This window comes from Mucilaginibacter sp. 320_HR, assembly GCF_059691875.1.
The window spans coordinates 753,329-771,680 of the sequence record NZ_JCAWAI010000001.1 but is presented as its reverse complement, the minus strand read 5'-3'; the positions used below and the strand labels follow the sequence as shown (position 1 = coordinate 771,680).

21 protein-coding genes are annotated in these 18,352 nt (G+C 45.6%); 20 read left to right on the top strand and 1 reads right to left on the bottom strand.

Features of this window, described 5'->3' with window-relative positions; translation table 11 throughout:
• Positions 1 to 23: 23 nt before the first annotated feature.
• From ilvN to ilvA, 10 genes are all read left to right on the top strand, one after another.
• Positions 24 to 629 (top strand): acetolactate synthase small subunit, encoded by a 606-nt coding sequence (gene ilvN / locus AC59GT_RS03440; protein WP_117384288.1) that lies wholly within the window; start codon positions 24 to 26, stop codon positions 627 to 629.
• 79 nt (positions 630 to 708) lie between these two features.
• On the top strand, positions 709 to 1,767 hold the full coding sequence (gene ilvC, locus AC59GT_RS03435) for a ketol-acid reductoisomerase (protein WP_497236328.1): 1,059 nt from the start codon (positions 709 to 711) through the stop codon (positions 1,765 to 1,767).
• 83 nt (positions 1,768 to 1,850) lie between these two features.
• Positions 1,851 to 3,278: a 3-isopropylmalate dehydratase large subunit gene (leuC, locus tag AC59GT_RS03430; protein WP_497236327.1), complete on the top strand. Its 1,428-nt coding sequence runs from the start codon at positions 1,851 to 1,853 to the stop codon at positions 3,276 to 3,278.
• Between the two features lie 19 nt (positions 3,279 to 3,297).
• Positions 3,298 to 3,726: a GxxExxY protein gene (locus AC59GT_RS03425; protein ID WP_497236326.1), complete on the top strand. Its 429-nt coding sequence runs from the start codon at positions 3,298 to 3,300 to the stop codon at positions 3,724 to 3,726.
• Positions 3,727 to 3,738: 12 nt separating this feature from the next.
• Positions 3,739 to 4,326, top strand: a complete 588-nt coding sequence (gene leuD / locus AC59GT_RS03420) for a 3-isopropylmalate dehydratase small subunit (protein ID WP_497236325.1) — start codon at positions 3,739 to 3,741, stop codon at positions 4,324 to 4,326.
• 82 nt (positions 4,327 to 4,408) lie between these two features.
• Positions 4,409 to 5,194: a class I SAM-dependent methyltransferase gene (locus AC59GT_RS03415; protein WP_497236324.1), complete on the top strand. Its 786-nt coding sequence runs from the start codon at positions 4,409 to 4,411 to the stop codon at positions 5,192 to 5,194.
• A gap of 30 nt (positions 5,195 to 5,224) precedes the next feature.
• The gene (leuB, locus tag AC59GT_RS03410) at positions 5,225 to 6,295 is read left to right on the top strand and encodes a 3-isopropylmalate dehydrogenase (RefSeq protein ID WP_497236323.1); all 1,071 of its coding nucleotides are present in this window, start codon (positions 5,225 to 5,227) and stop codon (positions 6,293 to 6,295) included.
• Positions 6,296 to 6,385: 90 nt separating this feature from the next.
• The gene (locus AC59GT_RS03405) at positions 6,386 to 7,141 is read left to right on the top strand and encodes a class I SAM-dependent methyltransferase (RefSeq protein WP_497236322.1); all 756 of its coding nucleotides are present in this window, start codon (positions 6,386 to 6,388) and stop codon (positions 7,139 to 7,141) included.
• 101 nt (positions 7,142 to 7,242) lie between these two features.
• Positions 7,243 to 8,409 carry a 2-isopropylmalate synthase gene (locus AC59GT_RS03400; protein WP_497236321.1) on the top strand — a complete coding sequence of 389 codons (1,167 nt, stop codon included), beginning with the start codon at positions 7,243 to 7,245 and terminating at the stop codon, positions 8,407 to 8,409.
• Position 8,410: 1 nt separating this feature from the next.
• Positions 8,411 to 9,661, top strand: a complete 1,251-nt coding sequence (ilvA, locus tag AC59GT_RS03395; RefSeq protein ID WP_497236320.1) for a threonine ammonia-lyase IlvA — start codon at positions 8,411 to 8,413, stop codon at positions 9,659 to 9,661.
• Positions 9,662 to 9,938: 277 nt separating this feature from the next.
• On the opposite strand, the gene crtID is transcribed toward ilvA, so the two are convergent.
• Positions 9,939 to 11,423: a bifunctional phytoene desaturase/3,4-desaturase gene (gene crtID, locus AC59GT_RS03390; RefSeq protein ID WP_497236319.1), complete on the bottom strand. Its 1,485-nt coding sequence runs from the start codon at positions 11,421 to 11,423 to the stop codon at positions 9,939 to 9,941.
• A 79-nt stretch (positions 11,424 to 11,502) separates the two neighbouring features.
• Here crtID and AC59GT_RS03385 point away from each other — a divergent pair, with 79 nt between their 5' ends.
• The 10 genes from AC59GT_RS03385 to AC59GT_RS03340 all read left to right on the top strand — a co-directional run bounded on the left by AC59GT_RS03385 (position 11,503) and on the right by AC59GT_RS03340 (position 18,310).
• Complete coding sequence (locus tag AC59GT_RS03385; protein WP_497236318.1) at positions 11,503 to 12,336, top strand: phytoene/squalene synthase family protein; 834 nt, start codon at positions 11,503 to 11,505, stop codon at positions 12,334 to 12,336.
• Positions 12,337 to 12,918: a hypothetical protein gene (locus tag AC59GT_RS03380; protein WP_117384300.1), complete on the top strand. Its 582-nt coding sequence runs from the start codon at positions 12,337 to 12,339 to the stop codon at positions 12,916 to 12,918.
• Positions 12,919 to 12,920: 2 nt separating this feature from the next.
• Positions 12,921 to 13,598, top strand: coding sequence for a lycopene cyclase domain-containing protein (locus AC59GT_RS03375; protein WP_497236317.1), 678 nt, complete (start codon positions 12,921 to 12,923; stop codon positions 13,596 to 13,598).
• Positions 13,595 to 13,831: a cytochrome b5 domain-containing protein gene (locus tag AC59GT_RS03370; protein ID WP_117384302.1), complete on the top strand. Its 237-nt coding sequence runs from the start codon at positions 13,595 to 13,597 to the stop codon at positions 13,829 to 13,831. The genes AC59GT_RS03375 and AC59GT_RS03370 overlap by 4 nt, the downstream gene beginning before the upstream one ends.
• Positions 13,832 to 14,020: 189 nt before the next feature.
• Positions 14,021 to 14,344, top strand: a complete 324-nt coding sequence (locus AC59GT_RS03365) for an ArsR/SmtB family transcription factor (RefSeq protein ID WP_117384303.1) — start codon at positions 14,021 to 14,023, stop codon at positions 14,342 to 14,344.
• Positions 14,337 to 14,837: an SRPBCC family protein gene (locus AC59GT_RS03360; protein WP_497236316.1), complete on the top strand. Its 501-nt coding sequence runs from the start codon at positions 14,337 to 14,339 to the stop codon at positions 14,835 to 14,837. Before AC59GT_RS03365 ends, AC59GT_RS03360 begins: the two co-directional genes overlap by 8 nt.
• A gap of 75 nt (positions 14,838 to 14,912) precedes the next feature.
• Complete coding sequence (locus AC59GT_RS03355) at positions 14,913 to 15,338, top strand: VOC family protein (protein ID WP_117384305.1); 426 nt, start codon at positions 14,913 to 14,915, stop codon at positions 15,336 to 15,338.
• Between the two features lie 75 nt (positions 15,339 to 15,413).
• Positions 15,414 to 16,817, top strand: a complete 1,404-nt coding sequence (gene lpdA / locus AC59GT_RS03350) for a dihydrolipoyl dehydrogenase (protein ID WP_497236315.1) — start codon at positions 15,414 to 15,416, stop codon at positions 16,815 to 16,817.
• A 72-nt stretch (positions 16,818 to 16,889) separates the two neighbouring features.
• The gene (locus tag AC59GT_RS03345; protein WP_497236314.1) at positions 16,890 to 17,333 is read left to right on the top strand and encodes a sterol desaturase family protein; all 444 of its coding nucleotides are present in this window, start codon (positions 16,890 to 16,892) and stop codon (positions 17,331 to 17,333) included.
• Positions 17,330 to 18,310 carry a glycosyltransferase gene (locus AC59GT_RS03340; protein WP_497236313.1) on the top strand — a complete coding sequence of 327 codons (981 nt, stop codon included), beginning with the start codon at positions 17,330 to 17,332 and terminating at the stop codon, positions 18,308 to 18,310. The genes AC59GT_RS03345 and AC59GT_RS03340 overlap by 4 nt, the downstream gene beginning before the upstream one ends.
• The last annotated feature ends 42 nt before the right edge of the window (positions 18,311 to 18,352 follow it).

Genomic DNA, 18,352 nt, shown 5'->3' with positions numbered 1-18,352 from the left:
CCTGACGGGAATAAAACTTAAAAATGGAAACATTAGAGAACCAAAAGCAGGAGTTTAATATCACGGTTTATACCGAGAACCAAATAGGTTTGCTTAGCCGCATTGCAATTATATTTACGCGCCGCAAGATCAATATTGATAGCCTTAATACTTCACCATCAGAAATAGAAAGTATCCACCGCTTTAACATCGTAATAAACGAAAGCGAAGAGGTAGTACGTAAGCTTACCCGCCAGATAGAAAAACAGGTAGAGGTACTTAAAGTGTATTACCACACCAATGACGATGTGGTTTGGCAGGAGCTGGCGCTCTACAAAATGTCTACAGATGTTATTGCTGAAAAAATTAGCGTAGAGCGCTTATTACGTGAGAACGGTGCTCGCGCAGTGGTTATCCGTAAAGATTATACAGTTTTCGAGGCGACGGGTCACCGGGAGGAAACAGATAACCTGATCAAGATTCTGCAGCCTTATGGCCTTATAGAATTTGTACGCAGCGCACGTGTAGCTATCATTAAACAAAGTGACGGTTTTAACCGCAAACTGCGCGAATTTGAAAGGCTTGAACCAGGTGAGGACGTAGTAGAGAACGAATACCTAAACCAGGGGCAGAAGGTCTTTACCATGTAATCGGAGTAAATAAATAAACGTTATAAATCACAATAAATTAGTGAAATCACCTTAACGGGTGTAATCAAAAACAAAAACAATGGCAAAATTAAATTTCGGCGGTACCGAAGAAAATGTAGTTACCCGCGACGAGTTCCCTTTATCAAAAGCTCAGGACGTATTGAAGGACGAAGTAGTAGCTGTTATTGGCTATGGCGTTCAGGGTCCGGGGCAGGCGCTTAATCAAAAAGACAACGGCATTAACGTAATTGTTGGCCAGCGTAAAAATTCAAAAACCTGGGATAAGGCTGTAAGTGACGGCTTTGTACCCGGCGAAACACTTTTTGAAATTGAAGAAGCTCTGGAAAAAGGCACCATCATCTGTTACCTGCTTAGCGATGCCGCTCAAATTGAACTTTGGCCAACAGTTAAAAAACACCTTACCCCGGGTAAAGCGCTGTATTTCTCACATGGTTTTGGTATCACTTTTAACGAGCAGACCGGCATCGTCCCTCCTGCTGATGTAGATGTGTTCCTTGTAGCACCTAAAGGTTCTGGCACTTCATTGCGCCGTATGTTCCTACAGGGCCGTGGCTTAAATTCAAGTTATGCTATCTTCCAGGATGCTACAGGCAAAGCACAGGAGCGTGTTATTGCTTTAGGTATAGCTGTAGGCAGCGGTTACCTGTTCGAAACCGACTTCAAGAAAGAAGTATTCAGCGATCTTACCGGCGAGCGCGGCACACTAATGGGTTGCATCCAGGGTATCTTTGCAGCACAGTACGAAGTATTGCGCACTAACGGGCACTCTCCTTCAGAAGCATTTAACGAGACCGTTGAAGAACTTACCCAATCGCTGATGCCGCTGGTGGCTGAAAACGGTATGGATTGGATGTACGCCAACTGCTCTACCACTGCACAGCGTGGTGCGCTGGACTGGTGGAAGAAGTTCCGTGATGCTACCAAACCAGTGTTTGAAGACCTTTACAATAGCGTAGCTACAGGTGTGGAGTCACAAAAATCTATCGACTCTAACAGCAAGTCTGACTACCGCGAAAAACTGAACGAAGAATTACGCGAATTACGCGAAAGCGAAATGTGGCAGGCAGGCAAAACTGTACGCAGTTTACGCCCTGAGAACCAGGCTGTAGAAGCGTAATAAATAGTAGCAGTGGTAGTTTCAGACAGCAGTTATTAAGTGCTGCTGCAACTGCCGCTGCTACTTTCAAAATTTGTAAGAACATGGCAAAAACATTATTCGATAAAATTTGGGATGCACACGTCGTCAGCAGCGCTGAGGGCTTTCCCGACGTTTTATACATCGACACTCATTTTATTCATGAGGTAACCAGCCCGCAGGCATTTGATGGCTTGCGCCAGCGTGGCTTACCGGTTTTCAGGCCGAAACAAACCGTTGCCACGGCCGATCACAACGTCCCTACCTGGGACCAACACCTCCCCATAAAAGAAGAACTTTCGCGCTACCAGGTTGATATGCTCACCAAAAACTGTAAAGAGTTTGGCATCGAGCTATATGGCCTTGGGCACCCTTACCAGGGTATAGTGCACGTTATTGGCCCCGAGCTGGGCATTACCCGCCCGGGCGGCACCTATGTTTGCGGCGACAGCCATACCTCAACACATGGCGCTTTTGGCGCTATTGCTTTCGGTATTGGCACATCGCAGGTAGAACAGGTGCTGGCTACGCAGTGCTTACTGCAGTCGCGCCCTAAGCGCATGAAAATAGAAGTTAACGGCCAGCTGCAAAAAGGAGTCGGCGCCAAAGATATCATCCTGTACATCATCGCGCAGATATCTGCAGCAGGTGGTACAGGTTACGCGGTTGAATATGCCGGCGATACCATTCGCTCCCTGAGCATGGAAGGCCGCATGACCATCTGCAACATGAGCATTGAAATGGGTGCTCGCTGCGGATTGATCGCTCCGGATGAAACCACCATCAACTATGTTAAAGGCCGCGAATTTGCGCCTAAAGGTGAAGATTGGGACAAAGCCGTTGCTTACTGGCAAACACTTTACTCTGATGAAGATGCCGAGTTTGACAGTGTGCTAAACTTCAGGGCAGAAGATATTGAGCCCATGATCACCTATGGCACCAATCCGGGTATGGGCATCGGCGTAACACAGCATGTGCCCGAAACAACATCATTCGAAGCTAAAGAACAGGGCTCTTACAAAAAGGCGCTGGACTACATGGGCTTGCATGATGATGAGCAACTGCTTGGACACCCGATTGATTATGTATTTATCGGCAGCTGTACCAACTCCCGTATTGAAGATTTACGCGAAGTAGCCAGGTTTGTTAAAGGCAAACAAAAGGCCGACAATGTTACGGTTTGGGTAGTACCCGGCTCTAAACAAGTTCAGCAGCAGGCTATAGCCGAAGGCCTGGATAAAGTTTTCGAGTCCGCAGGATTCCCGTTGCGCGAACCGGGCTGCAGCGCCTGCCTGGGCATGAACGAGGATAAGATACCCGCAGGCAAATACTGCATCTCAACATCAAACAGAAACTTTGAAGGCCGTCAGGGCCCTAATAGCCGCACCTTCCTGGCAAGTCCGCTTACCGCGGCTGCAAGCGCCATTACGGGCGTGGTTACGGATATCAGGGAGATGTTGTCTGAATCAGAATTTGCAGAATTAGAGAATTAGCAGAATTTGATGTGCTTAGATGGAAAAAGACGAGCTTACATACAAAGTGATTGGCTGTGCAATGAAAGTGCATAACACACTTGGTAACGGTTTTCAGGAGGTGATTTATCAAAGATGCCTTGCACTCGAATTAGCTAAGGCTAACGTGAAGTTCGTTAGAGAAGAAGAACAACCTATTTTTTATGAAGGCACGCATGTAGGCACAAGAAGGGCAGACTTTATAATTGAAGGAAGATTGACAGTGGAGCTTAAAGCGATTATCAACCTAGAGGATGTGCACTTGGCACAAGCAAAAAACTATACTGTCGCTTATAACTACCCCACAGGTTTGTTAATAAACTTCGGTAGTCAAAGCCTTCAATATAAATTGATTTTTAACCAACGATATAATGTAACGAATAATGGATTACAGCAGGACAAGCATTCTGTAACTTCTAAAATTCTGTAAATTCTGATTCAGATGGCAACCAAAATATTTAAACATATACAAACCGGCGCGGTACCGCTGCCTATCGAGAACATCGATACCGACCAGATTATTCCTGCACGGTTTCTAAAGGCCACTACCCGCGAAGGTTTTGGCAATAACCTGTTTCGCGACTGGCGTTTTGATAACGACGGCAACCCTAAACAGGACTTTGTTCTTAACGATCCTACTTATAGTGGAAAAGTACTTGTTGCAGGAAAAAACTTTGGCTGCGGCAGCAGCCGCGAGCACGCTGCATGGGCATTGGCCGACTATGGCTTTGATGCCGTAGTGAGCAGCTTTTTTGCCGATATATTTAAAGGCAATGCCCTTAACAATGGCCTGCTTCCTGTGCAGGTAAGCGATGAGTTCCTGAAAAAGCTTTTCGATGCCATCTATCTTGATCCGCATGCAGAGATTGAGGTGAACCTGGTAGATCAGTTTATTAAAATAGTAGCCACCGGCGATCAGGAAAGCTTTGAGGTAAACCCTTACAAAAAAGCCTGCATGACCAACGGCTACGATGATATAGATTATATTCTGAGCAAGAAAGAGAAAATAGAGGAATTTGAAACCCTCTAGCCCCCTAAAGGGGGAACAGAAGGGTTTTGACACTAAAAAGTACACAATCAAAAGCTCCCCCTTTAGGGGGCTGGGGGGTTAAATGAACTTTCAAAAACACATACAACGCGAAGGCAAGGGAACCGCTAAGTTATTTGACGAGCGGAGCCTTACAGCCGATTATGCTACCCTGCCGCCACTATTGCAGCAGGATTGGCGCGTGCTGGATGTGGGTTGTGGTACCGGTGCTATATCTAAAGACATCGCCGCTAAAGTGGCGCATGTTACGGGGATAGACAATACGGAGTACTTTATACAAAGCGGAAAGGAAACTTACGCGGATGTAGAGAACCTTGAGCTGATACACGCCGACCTGTTCAGCTACGAGCCGGAAGAAAAGTTTGACCTGATTGTAGCTGCCAGGGTACTGCAATGGTTAAGCGATCCGCAAGCAGCCGTGGTAAAGTTGAAGAGTATGTTGAAGCCCGGAGGCATCCTGTCGGTTCTGGATTATAATCATGAGTCGCTGGAGTGGCAACCGCTGCCGCCGCCAAGTATGCTCAAGTTTTACGCTACTTTTTTAAGGTGGCGCGGAGATGCCGGCATGAACAACCATATCGCTATGGATCTGCCCTGGTACTTTGAGGAAGCCGGGCTATCATCCATAGAGCTTTTAGATGCGCCAGAGTTTTACCGAAGGGGCAATGCAAACTTCGAGAAGAAAATAGGTATATGGTCGTCTGTAGCGCAGATGACGCAAATGGTAGACGAAGGTTATATCAGCAATGAGGACCGGCTGCAGGCAATAGAAGAATACAACAACTGGATACAAACGGACGCGCAATTGATGATAATGAAATTGTCTGAAGTGCGCGGAGTTAACAAATAAAAATTTCCCCTTTAGGGGATTAAGGGGTTTATGACAAAACACATTTTAGTAATACCGGGCGACGGCATTGGGCCGGAAGTAACCACCTGGGGAAAAGCCGTACTGGAGAAAATAGGCCAAAGCTACGGCCATGAATTTACGTTTGATGAGGCGTTGATGGGTCATGCTGGTATAGAAGCGACCGGTAGTCCGCTGCCAGACGAAACCCTGGAAAAAGCGAAAGCCAGCGACGCTATACTATTTGGCGCAATAGGGCACATAAAATATGATAACGATCCATCTGCAAAGGTTCGCCCGGAGCAGGGATTATTAAAAATACGTAAAGAGCTTGGGCTGTATGCCAACCTGCGTCCTATCATGCTTTTTGATGAACTGCTGGATGCATCCAGCTTAAAGCCGGAAATACTAAAGGGAACGGATATCCTTTTCTTTAGGGAACTTACCGGCGACGTTTACTTTGGTGAAAAAAAACGCAGCGAAGACCGTAACACGGCTTCGGACCTGATGATCTATCATCGTTACGAGGTGGAGCGCATTGCCACCAAAGCTTTTGAGGCAGCAAGGGTTCGTGGCAAAAGGTTATGCTCGGTAGATAAAGCTAACGTGCTGGAAGCTTCCCGCCTCTGGCGCGAGGTAGTGCAGGAACTAGCGAAACAATACCCTGACGTAGAGACCGAGCACATGTTTATTGATAACGCAGCCATGCAATTGGTTAAGAACCCTAAAAAGTTTGACGTGGTGCTTACCGCTAACCTTTTTGGCGATATTCTTACTGATGAAGCATCGCAAATTGCAGGTTCAATGGGTATGCTGGCGTCGGCATCTATAGGTGATGGAACAGGGTTTTTCGAACCTATTCACGGTTCGGCGCATGATATTGCCGGGCAGGACAAAGCAAATCCGCTAGCCTCCATCCTATCTGTAGCATTAATGCTCGAGATAAGTTTTGGGCTAAAGGACGAAGCTAAAGCTATCACCACTGCAATTGACAAAGTACTTAAAGAAGGTTTCCGCACCGGCGACATTGCTGATGCAAATACTGATAAAGCTAAAATACTGGGTACAACGGCCATGGGCCAAAAAGTTTTGGAATACCTATAGCCCCCCGACCCCCTGAAGGGGGAGTTGGAGTGTGGTAATTTAATATAAAAAACAAATTCCCCCTTCAGGGGGCAGGGGGTTGGAGCTATTATGAAATGGAACGCCGAATTATATGATCAGAAGCACGCGTTTGTTTACCAGTTTGGTGAGAACGTGCTGGAACTGCTGGATGCACAACCGGGCGAACGTGTACTGGACCTTGGTTGCGGTACCGGTTATCTTACCGACCAAATACGTATACAAGGTGCGAACGTGATTGGTGCAGACGCTTCGCCTGAGATGATAAAAAAAGCTAAGGAAACTTATCCTGAAGTTGATTTTGTAGTTGCGGACGGCACCAATTTTCATTTTGATGAAAAGTTTGACGCAGTATTTTCCAATGCTACGCTGCACTGGATAAAAAAGGCCGATGCTGCAATCAAATGCGTTTACGATTCGCTTAAACCAGGTGGCCGCTTTGTGGCAGAAATGGGCGGCAAAGGCAACGTACAGCACCTGATAGCAGCAACCCGCCAGGTACTGCGTAAGCATGGTTATCATAAACAAGCCGAAACTGAAATTTGGTATTTCCCATCTCTTGCTGATTATACATCGAGGCTGGAAGCACAAGGTTTCAGGGTAACTTATGCTTCTCACTTTGATCGTAAAACACCTCTGCAGGATGGCGACCAGGGTGTAGCTAAATGGATAAGCATGTTTGCGCCATTATACCTTGTTGGCGTTCCAAAAGAAGAAAAGCAACAGCTACTGGAAGAGGTTACCGCATTGCTGGAGCCTGTTTACAATGAGAACGGGCAATGGTATGCCGATTATGTGAGATTAAGGTTTATTGCTGTTAAACAATAAGATTAAAGATTACGGGTGACAAGATCATCCTCAAAAATATTAAATGAATTTGCGGGCGGTGTTAATCCATCGCTCAAGCCCCACAACTAAAAAAGAGAGTTATGTTACACGATCCCAACCGCGTTTACGTTTTTGACACCACCCTTCGTGATGGCGAGCAGGTACCGGGTTGCCAGCTGACAACCCCAGAGAAGATAGAGATAGCCCGCGAACTGGAAAGGCTGGGCGTGGATATAATTGAAGCCGGTTTCCCGGTATCGAGCCCCGGGGATTTCCAAAGTGTTGTGGAAATATCCAAAGCGGTATCTGAGCCGACGGTTTGCGCGCTTACCCGTGCCAACAAAGGTGATATAGATGCGGCGATTGAAGCACTTAAGTATGCTAAGCGCCCGCGTATACACACCGGCATAGGCTCGTCTGATCAGCACATTAAACACAAATTTAACAGCACACGCGAAGAGATACTGGAGCGCGCCGTAGAAGCAGTAAAGTACGCAAAGAAATCGGTAGAGGACATTGAGTTCTATGCTGAGGATGCCGGCCGTGCTGATATAGTTTTCCTGGCGCAGATGGTAGAAGCTGTAATTGGCGCAGGTGCTACCGTAGTAAACATCCCCGATACAAACGGCTACTGCCTGCCCGATCAATACGGCAGCAAAATAAAGTTCCTTAAAGAGAACGTAAGCAATATTGATAAAGCCATCATCTCGGTGCATTGCCATAACGATCTTGGCCTCGCTACCGCAAACTCTGTTGCAGGGCTGCAAAATGGCGCCCGCCAGATAGAGGGCACTATAAATGGTATTGGCGAGCGTGCCGGCAACACTTCCATTGAAGAGGTGGTAATGATCCTGAAAACGCACCAGGCGCTTGATTTATATACCAACATCAACAGCAAAAACTTTTACGAGATGAGCCGCATGATCAGCACACAGATGCGCATGCCGGTACAGCCTAACAAAGCAATAGTAGGCAGCAATGCCTTTGCACACAGCTCGGGCATTCACCAGGATGGCTTTTTGAAGAACAGGGAAAATTACGAGATCATCCGCCCGGAAGATGTTGGTTTCCCAAGCGCCAGCATCGTGTTAACCGCGCGCAGCGGCCGCCATGCGTTAAAGTTCCATTTAGAACGCCTTGGGCATACCCTGGATAAAGATGAACTGTATGAAGTTTACCAGCGCTTTTTAACACTTGCAGACAACAAGCTGGACATAAACGATAACGACTTGCAGGAACTGGTAGCCTACAAGCTGGTAAAGAACTGATATGGATACTGTAACGCAAAGCCAGCTGGATTTTGATGCCGCCTACGAGAGGTTAAAAGGGGTTGTAAAACATACCCCGCTTGAATACAACGAACGCCTTTCGGAGAAGTACGAGTGCGAGATTTACCTGAAACGTGAGGACCTGCAGATAGTGCGGTCGTACAAGCTGCGGGGTGCTTATAACATGATAAGCAGGCTTAACACCGAGCAGCTGAGGCGCGGCGTGGTTTGCGCCAGCGCCGGCAACCATGCCCAGGGTGTTGCTTATTCATGCAAAAAGCTGGGGACAAAAGGCGTAATATTCATGCCCGAGATCACCCCCAAGCAAAAAGTGAAACAAACAGAAATGTTTGGCAACGGCAACGTAGAACTGGTGCTTGTTGGCGATACTTTTGACGATTGCCTGCGCGAAGCGCTTGCTTATACTGAGGCACATAACATGACCTTTATACCGCCATTTGATAACGAACAGGTGATAGAAGGACAAGGCACGGTAGGTGTAGAGATATTGGAAGACCTGCCCGAAGTAGAGGCGGTGATAGTACCGGTCGGCGGCGGTGGTTTAGCAGCGGGCCTGGGTACCTACCTTAAACAACAGAAAGAAAATATTTTGCTGATAGGTGTTGAGCCGGATGGCGCACCATCTATGTGGACCGCTATTGAAAAAGGCGAGCCGGTAACACTTGGCCAGATAGACCGTTTTGTGGACGGCGCGGCGGTGAAGCGTGTGGGCGAGAAAACCTTCCGTATCTGCCGCGAGGTGTTAGATGACATGCTGACCGTACCCGAAGGTAAGGTTTGCACCACCATATTAAAGCTGTATAACGAAGACGCCATTGTAGTTGAACCGGCAGGCGCCTTATCTGTAACGGCGCTGGATAGCGTACGCGAACAGATAAAAGGCAAAACGGTGGTGTGCGTAGTAAGCGGCGGAAATAATGATATAGAGCGTATGGCCGAGATAAAAGAAAAATCGCTGCTATATGAAGGCCTGAAGCATTACTTTATTGTTCGGTTCCCGCAAAGGCCCGGTGCTTTAAAACTATTTGTAACCAACGTGCTGGGTCCGGGGGATGATATCACCCGTTTCGAGTTCATCAAGAAAACAGCAAAAGAGAACGGCCCCGCACTGGTTGGCATAGAGCTGAAGAACGCGGAAGATTATCCTTCCCTACTCCAGCGTATGGAAGAGCACCGGTTTGAGGTGATAGAAATCAACCGCGACCAAACGTTGTTTGAGTATTTGGTATAAAGCAGCTTAACGGCTGTATAAGATTTAAGGCTGCCTATGGTGGCCTTTTTGCTTTTAGTTTTGCCGGGGCTTTTCACCTGTAATTTAGACCCTACTTGCAAATTTAATTTAAAATAGCCTGCAATTTAAGTGTGGTTTTTGCAGGTCGTTGTATAGAAATTCAGTAAAAAACAGCTTAATCGGTGTTATTAAAGCAGTTTTTTATGAGATTTATATAGGCCGTTCAAAAGTGTTCAATTGGCACCGGCACAAAAAAAGCTGAACACTTTTGAACACTTCAGGACTTTTCGATCATCATCTTCATGGCCTCTTTAGCGGCTATCTGTCCGGATATTAAAGCCGGCGGCACGCCTGGTCCAGGCACTGTAAGCTGACCGGTGTACAGCATATTTTTCACGTGTTTTGCCCGCATAGATGGTTTAAAGAAAGCTGTCTGGGCCAGCGTATTTGCCAGGCCGTAAGCATTGCCTTTGTAGGAGTGGTAGTCTGCTTTAAAGTCATCCAGTGCATAGCTGCGTTTAAGTATAATACTCTCACGAATGCTCTCCCCTGTCACCAGCTCAAACCTGTCAATCATCAGGTTAAAGTACTTCTCGCGGGTAGTTTCGTTATCTTCTAACCCCGGTGCCATCGGCATTAGGAAGAAGATATTTTCGCATCCCTCAGGCGCGGCCGCAGGGTCGGTCTTAGAAGTACAGCATACATAAAACAGTGGCTTTGTAGGCCATTGAGGGTCTTTGTATATCTCGCGGGCATGCTGCTCAAAATCCTCGTCAAAAAAGAGGTTGTGGTGCTCTATGCTCTTCAGTTTCTTGTTGGTGCCAATGTAAAACAACAGACTGGATGGCGACATGGTGCGCTTGTCCCAATACTTTTCGGTGTAGTTGCGGTGCGGCTTGTCCAGCAGGTGCTGGTCGGCATGCTCGTAATCCGCACCGGTTATTACAAAGTCCGCAGTAAAGCTGCCGTTATTGGTTTGTATGCTGCTTACCTGCTTATCTTTTATTTCTATTTTAGTAACCTCAGTATTCAGGCGGATATCTACACCATAACTTTCAGCAACGCTCACCATTGCCCTTACAATTTCATTCATCCCGCCCATTGGGTACCATGTCCCGAGTGCCAGGTCGGCATAGTTCATCATGCTGTACATGGCGGGTGTGTCTTTGGGCGTAGCACCCAAAAACAGCACCGGAAACTCCAGCAACTTGACCAGCTTCGGGTCTTTAAAAAATTGCCTTACATGGCTGCTCATGCTGGTAAGCAGTTGCATGCTCATGCTTTTACGAATAAGGTTAAAATCAATAAACTCAGTTATGGAATGCGACGGACGGAACACATATTCGCCCATACCAACTTTATACTTGTAGGCAGCTTGATCCATAAAAGTCTGCAGCCCCTTGCTGCTGCCGGGCTCTATAGAGTCAAATAGTTGCTCCAGTTGCTGCATATCGGCAGGAATATCCAGTACTTCGTCTTTACTGTAGTAAATGCGATAACCGGGATCCAGGCGTTTCAGGTCGTAAAAATCAGCTGGCTTTTTACCAAATAGCGCGAAAAAGTTCTCAAATACATCTGGCATCCAATACCAGCTCGGGCCCATGTCAAACTTAAAGCCATCTTTTTCCCAAACCCGGGCGCGGCCGCCGGGCTGGTCGTTCTTTTCCAGCACTGTTACTTTATAACCTTCTTTCGCTAGTATGCATGCCGATGCCAATCCGGCAAATCCGGCACCAATAACTACTACATGTTTAGTGTCCATCCGCGGCAAATTACTTAAATAGTTGTAAGGAGATAAAAAACATTCACAATATCATTTTGTACTTTTGGGAACATAGCTTATGAATTTATTCGACGAAACGTGTTTTGAATGCAGCAAACTTATCACCGAAAAGTACAGCACTTCCTTTAGTTTAGGTATAAGAGCATTCGAAAAGCGCTTTCAGTACCCTGTTTACGCCATATACGGCTTTGTTCGTTACGCGGATGAAATTGTAGATACCTTTTTTGACCACGACCAGCGGCAGTTAATAGACGACTTTACAGAAGAAACTTTTAAAGCTATCAGGGCTGGCATTAGCACCAACCCGGTTTTGCAGGCCTTTCAGCAGGTGGTTAATCAATACGGGATTGACCATGAGTTAATTGAGGCTTTTCTCAACTCCATGAAAATGGATCTTGATAAAACCACATACGATAATGGTGGTTACCAGATTTATATATACGGGTCAGCAGAAGTAGTTGGCTTAATGTGTTTGAGGGTATTCAGTGAAAATAATACGGAGCTTTATAGTCAGCTGGTGCCTAAAGCAAGAAGCCTGGGCGCAGCATTCCAGAAAATAAACTTTTTAAGAGATATCAAGTCTGACTATGAAGAACGGGGTCGAACTTACTTCCCGGGGGTAGATTTTACTAACTTTACCTCTGCCGAAAAAAGCCTGATAGAAGCGGACATCAAAAAGGACTTTGATGACGCGTTAGAAGGAATAAAGCTGCTGCCACAAGGCAGCCGTTTAGGGGTGTACGTAGCTTATGTATATTACTTGCAGCTATTTAAAAAGATTCGCCGTATACCCGCTCATGTAATACAGCAGAAACGGGTCCGCGTGTCTGACAGCGTTAAGATGGGGCTTTATTTTAAAGCTTTGCTGCACCGTAAAATGAACATGATTTAAATGGATGCTTTGTTGCAGATATCGAGATACAAAGGATGGCTATTTGGCATTGTGATGCTAATAGCTGTATCTGCGTTTAGTAAGCCATCAGCAAAATTGGATGATACGCCCGACTATAACCTGCATACCATACGTAAGTTACTTGTAAGCGCGCTGGAAAGTAAAAAGACTACAGATTCTCTTTATAAAAGCCTTGTTGCTATCAAGGGACCCTCATCGCTTGTTACGGGGTATATAGGCACACTTGAAGCAATAAAAGCTAAACACGCCTGGAACCCATATCTTAAAATTAAATACCTCAATAACTCGGAACGTACATTTAAAACCGCTATCGGTAACGATCCACATAACATCGAGATCAGGTTTATGCGTTTTTCAATAGAACACAACGTACCCGGCTTTTTAGGGTACAACAAAAACCTTACTGCCGACCGCCAGGAGATCATTCATCAGCTTAATAAAAGTAACTACGCTGCGGCTGATAAGCCCCTGGTGAAAACAATTATCCGGTTCTTGCTGGACTCCAAACGCTGCACTACGGCAGAACAACACCAGCTCACACAGCATTTGGCTGCCCTATAAGCATGAAATATACTTATCTACTTATCAACTTTCTTACCATTGTATTCCCTATAGCATTGTCTTTTGACAAGCGTGTCGCGTTTTATAAAAGCTGGAAGTACCTGTGGCAAGGCTTGTTAATAACTGGCTTGGTGTTCCTGTTCTGGGATGTACTTTTTACCATTTACGGTGTATGGAGCTTTAATCCAAATTATATAGTTGGTATAAAATTCTTTGGACTGCCTTTGGAGGAAATACTGTTTTTCCTTACGGTCCCCTTCTCTTGTATTTTCATTTACGCGTGCCTCAACTACTACGTAAAATGGCAGATCAGCAACGCTTTCGCACGGCAACTTTCAAATGTAATGATTGGTCTTTCCGTTGCATTGCTTGCCGTTAATTACACACGCTTGTATACCGTTGTTACATTTGGCTTGCTGGCTATATTGCTGCTAAAACTGGTTTATGTAGTTAAAGCCGAATGGCTGGGCAGGTTTTATCTAGCCTTTCTGGTGTCGTTATTACCCTTTTATATCGTAAACGGAATCCTCACCTCCTTACCGGTTGTACTCTACAATAATGCGCAGAACATGGGGGTTCGCGTTTACACCATACCTTTCGAAGATCACTTTTATAGCATGGCACTGCTAATGATGAACGTAGCTTTTCTGGAGTATTTTAGAAAGCGTAAAACCGCATGACAGAACTCCCCACCTATACCAGGTCTCAACTAGCGCTGCGAAACGGGCAGGACAAGCCACAAATATGGGTAGCCTTCAAAGGCACTATATACGACGTTACCGAAAGCCGGCTTTGGCGCAACGGGAAACATTATGAGCATTGGGCCGGGCAGGACCTTACCGAAGAACTTGCCGATGCACCACACACTGCAGCTGTCTTCGAAAAATTTCCAGCTGTAGGCGTGTTGATGTGATCTGTAGTAATTGCAGCAATGACTAGCTAAATTTTTTACATCTCTTATAAATAGCTGCTGCTATCGCCAGCTAAAACTATCCTTTTAGCTTTAATCTACTTGACTAAGTGAAAAATGTGCAAATAAATTTGCGCAACTAAAAAGTTGCATATATATTTGCAACTCACAAGTTGCACATTAAACTGCGAAATGAAACAAGACATCTTTCAGGCCATAGCCGATCCTACACGCAGAGCTATTTTAACGTTGATTGCTATACAAGCACTCACTCCAAATGCAATGGCAGAAAAGTTTGACATGACCCGTCAGGCAGTATCCAAACACATCAAAGTACTGCACGAATGCGAACTAATTAAACCGCAACAGCGCGGCCGGGAAATTTACTACCACTTTAATGCTAAGAAAATGCAGGAATTTGACCACTGGTTAGCTCAATTCAGACAGAACTGGGAAACTCAATTCAATCAACTCGATAACCTATTACAAACAATTAAAGAACAGAATAATGAATAACGATTTGCTATTTGATTTCAACGTTGACAAAGCGGCTAAAACTGTTTACATAACCCGCGAATTTAATGCCGGATTATCCCTGGTGTGGGATGCCTTCACAAAAGCCGAGTTGCTGGACCAATGGGGCGCGCCTGCACCTATGCGTGCTAAAACCAAGTATATGGATTTCAAAGAAGGAGGCCGGAGGTTTTACGCTATGATTAGTCCCGATAGTGTGGAGCGTTGGGCGGTTCAGGAGTTTACATCTATCACGCCCAAAACCAATTTCAAGATGTACAATGCATTTTCAGATAAAGACGAAAATCGCGAGCTGCCGGGTTCTGACTGGGACTACAACTTTAGCGAACAAGACAGCATAACTAAAGTAAATATTACCATTTACAACGAATCGTTTGAGCGACTGGAAAAACTACTGGAAGGCTTCAAGATAGGTTTCACTATGACGCTTAAAAACCTGGAAGAATTGCTGACAAGCTTATCGCAAGAATCTTAAATACTATCAATCACTAACGGGAATGCTGAAAACCGATAAAGAGTAAGCGAAACATTAACCATTTAAATCAAAATTATGAGGACAATCAATCCATGGATCAACTTTAACGGCAATGCCGAAGAAGCATTTACTTTTTACAAATCTGTTTTTGGCGGAGAGTTTACAAAGATCGTCCGCTTTAAAGAACTATCCAGTCCGGAGTTTCAAATACCCGAAAGCGAAGCAAATAAGATAATGCACATTGCCCTGCCCATTGGTAACCACAACGTGTTATTAGCCAATGATGTTCCGGAGTTTATGGGGCGGGTTAATGAAAATGAAAACCGTTCTAAAATAGCCTTGAGTACAGAAAGCCGTGAAGAGGCTGACAGGATATTTAACGGGTTATCAGCAGGTGGAGAAGTTGAAGGGCCAATTGGCGATAGTCCATGGGGTACATACGCCGGAATGTTCAGAGACAAATATGGCATTGAATGGATAGTAGAATTTGACGCCAAATAGAAAAAGTGTGTGCTATAACTGTGAATTACTGTAAAGTATAATACTTAACTTTGGCGCTCAATTAAGTATACTACTATGCAATATGATGTTATCGTTATAGGTTCGGGCCCGGGCGGGTACGTTGCGGCTATTCGCTGCGCGCAATTAGGTATGAAAACTGCCATTATTGAGAAATACAGCACACTTGGCGGCACTTGCCTTAATGTGGGCTGTATTCCTTCAAAGGCCCTGCTCGATTCATCTGAGCACTACCATAACGCGGCACACGCTTTTAGCGATCATGGCATTAAGCTGGATAACCTTGCTTTTGATTTCGGACGCATGGTTGCCCGCAAGCAGGAAGTTGTAAATGCCAACACAAGCGGCATCAGCTTTTTAATGAAGAAGAACAAGATAGACGTACACACAGGCGTCGGTTCTTTTAAAGATAAAAACACCATTGTTGTTACAAAAACCGACGGCACCAAAGCAGAACTTACAACCGAAAAGGTAATTATAGCTACCGGCTCAAAACCCAGCAGCCTGCCTTTTCTTAAGATTGATAAACAAAGGATTATAACCTCTACAGAAGCCTTGAGCTTACCAGAGGTACCTAAACACCTTATACTTATCGGTGGTGGTGTTATAGGCCTGGAACTTGGCTCTGTTTACGCACGTTTAGGTGCTAAGGTATCTGTTATAGAGTTTATGGATGGTATTATCCCAACCATGGATAAAGCACTTGGCCGCGAATTGCTAAAGGTGCTTAAAAAACAAGGGATGGAGTTTTACCTTAACCACAAGGTAACTGGAGCTACTGTTGAAGGTGATGAAGTAACCGTTACTTTTGACAACGCCAAAGGTGAAAAACAAGAGCTTAAAGGCGATTATTGCATGGTAGCCGTAGGCCGTGTTGCTTATACCGACGGCTTAGGTCTTGAAAACATCGGCCTTGCCGTTGAAGAGCGTGGACGTAAAATAACTGTCGACGAGCACCTGGAAACCAGCGTTAAAGGTGTATATGCCATAGGCGATGTTATAAAAGGCGCTATGCTTGCCCACAAAGCTGAAGATGAAGGAACTTTTGTAGCAGAGATTATCGCCGGGCAAAAGCCTCACATTAACTATAACCTTATACCTGGTGTAGTGTACACCTGGCCGGAAGTTGCTGCCGTAGGCTTTACCGAAGAACAGTTGAAAGAACAAGGTGCCAAGTACAAAGTAGGTTCATTTCCATTTAAAGCTAGCGGGCGTGCACGCGCCAGCGGCGACCTTGACGGCTTTGTAAAGGTACTTGCAGACGCTACTACTGATGAAATATTAGGTGTACACATGATTGGCCCGCGTGCGGCTGATATGATAGCTGAAGCCGTTGTTGCCATGGAGTTCCGCGCATCGGCAGAAGATGTTACCCGCGCAAGCCACGCCCATCCTACCTATACAGAAGCTATGAGGGAAGCTTGTTTGGCAGCAACTGAAAACAGGGCGATACATATTTAAGGAACTGCGGTTTACAGTGGGTAGTTAGCTACGCTCTTGCTGCCTACTGTAAACCAATCACTGCCAACATAAATGCAGATACTTATTAATATAGCCATTGTCCTGCTTACCATTTCAACAATGGAACTTGCCTCTTGGGCTATGCATAAGTACCTTTTTCATGGGCCGCTCTGGTTCATACACAAAACACACCATCAGCAGCGCCACGGCTGGTTTGAGCTTAATGATCTTTTTAGCATCGGCTTTGCCGTCCTTGCTTTGTGGCTGATGTGGGTTGGCCATGTAAGCCTCGATTACCGTTTTTGGATCGGTGCCGGCATTAGCACCTATGGCACTATCTACTTCATCTTTCACGACTGGTTCATTCACAACCGTTTTAAGGCCTTCAAAAGTCAGAACCGTTACCTATCTGCCATTCGTCGTGCGCATAAGATCCATCATAAATCAACAGAGAAGAATCCGTCCGAAGAGTTCGGGCTATTGGTGGTGAGTAAAAAGTGGTTTAAGCGCGCATGAAAATCCTGCTCGTCAACAACACCCGTATCCCTGCTACAAAGTATGGCGGCACCGAACGGATGGTATGGTGGCTGGGCCGCGAACTGGTGAGATTGGGGCATAAAGTTACTTACCTGGTGGGAGCCGGCTCGCAATGTTCTTTTGCCAAAGTCCTTACCTACAACCCGGCAGCAGACATAAACAGCCAGATACCAGATGATGTAGATGTTGTGCACTTTCAATTCCAGGTGCAGGGATTCACCAAAAAGCCGTACCTGATAACAGTGAACGATAACCCCGGCGGGCACCCGCTTGACAGGAACTCGGTATTTGTATCCGGCAATCACGCATCACGCCACGGTGCAACTGCATTTGTTTATAATGGCTTAGATAGTGCTGATTATCCCCTGCCCGATCTTAAAAGCAAACGTAGCTACTTTCACTTTCTGGCAAAGGCCGCGTGGCGGGTTAAGAACGTGAAGGGAGCTATAGACGTTACCACTATAAGTAAAAACAAACTGGTTGTAATGGGCGGCACACGACTAAACGTGAAAATGGGGTTCAGATTTACACCAAACTTAAATGTGAGCTTTAAAGGTATGGTGAACGACGAGCAAAAAGCTGCCGTGATGAACAATTCCAAAGGCTTGATCTTCCCCGTACGCTGGAATGAACCTTTTGGTATTGCTATTACTGAAAGCCTGTATTTTGGATGCCCGGTTTTCGGCACACCTTATGGCTCCTTGCCCGAGTTGGTGCCTGCGGATGTTGGTTTCCTTTCGAACAGCAAACACGAATTGGCCAGCGCTATGAAAAGCGCTGACGGTTATAGCAGGCAACGGTGCTATGAATATGCTATGGATAACTTTAACATTACCAAAATGGTCAACGATTACATAAAGCTGTATGAAGCTGTTTTAAATGGTTCAATGCTCAATAAAAGCGGCCCTGTGCTACAGGAACAAAATCCGCCAAAGTTTCTGCCTTGGGTAGATTGATGTAAGCTAAGGTATTGCCATATCTTATATTTTTCCGAAATT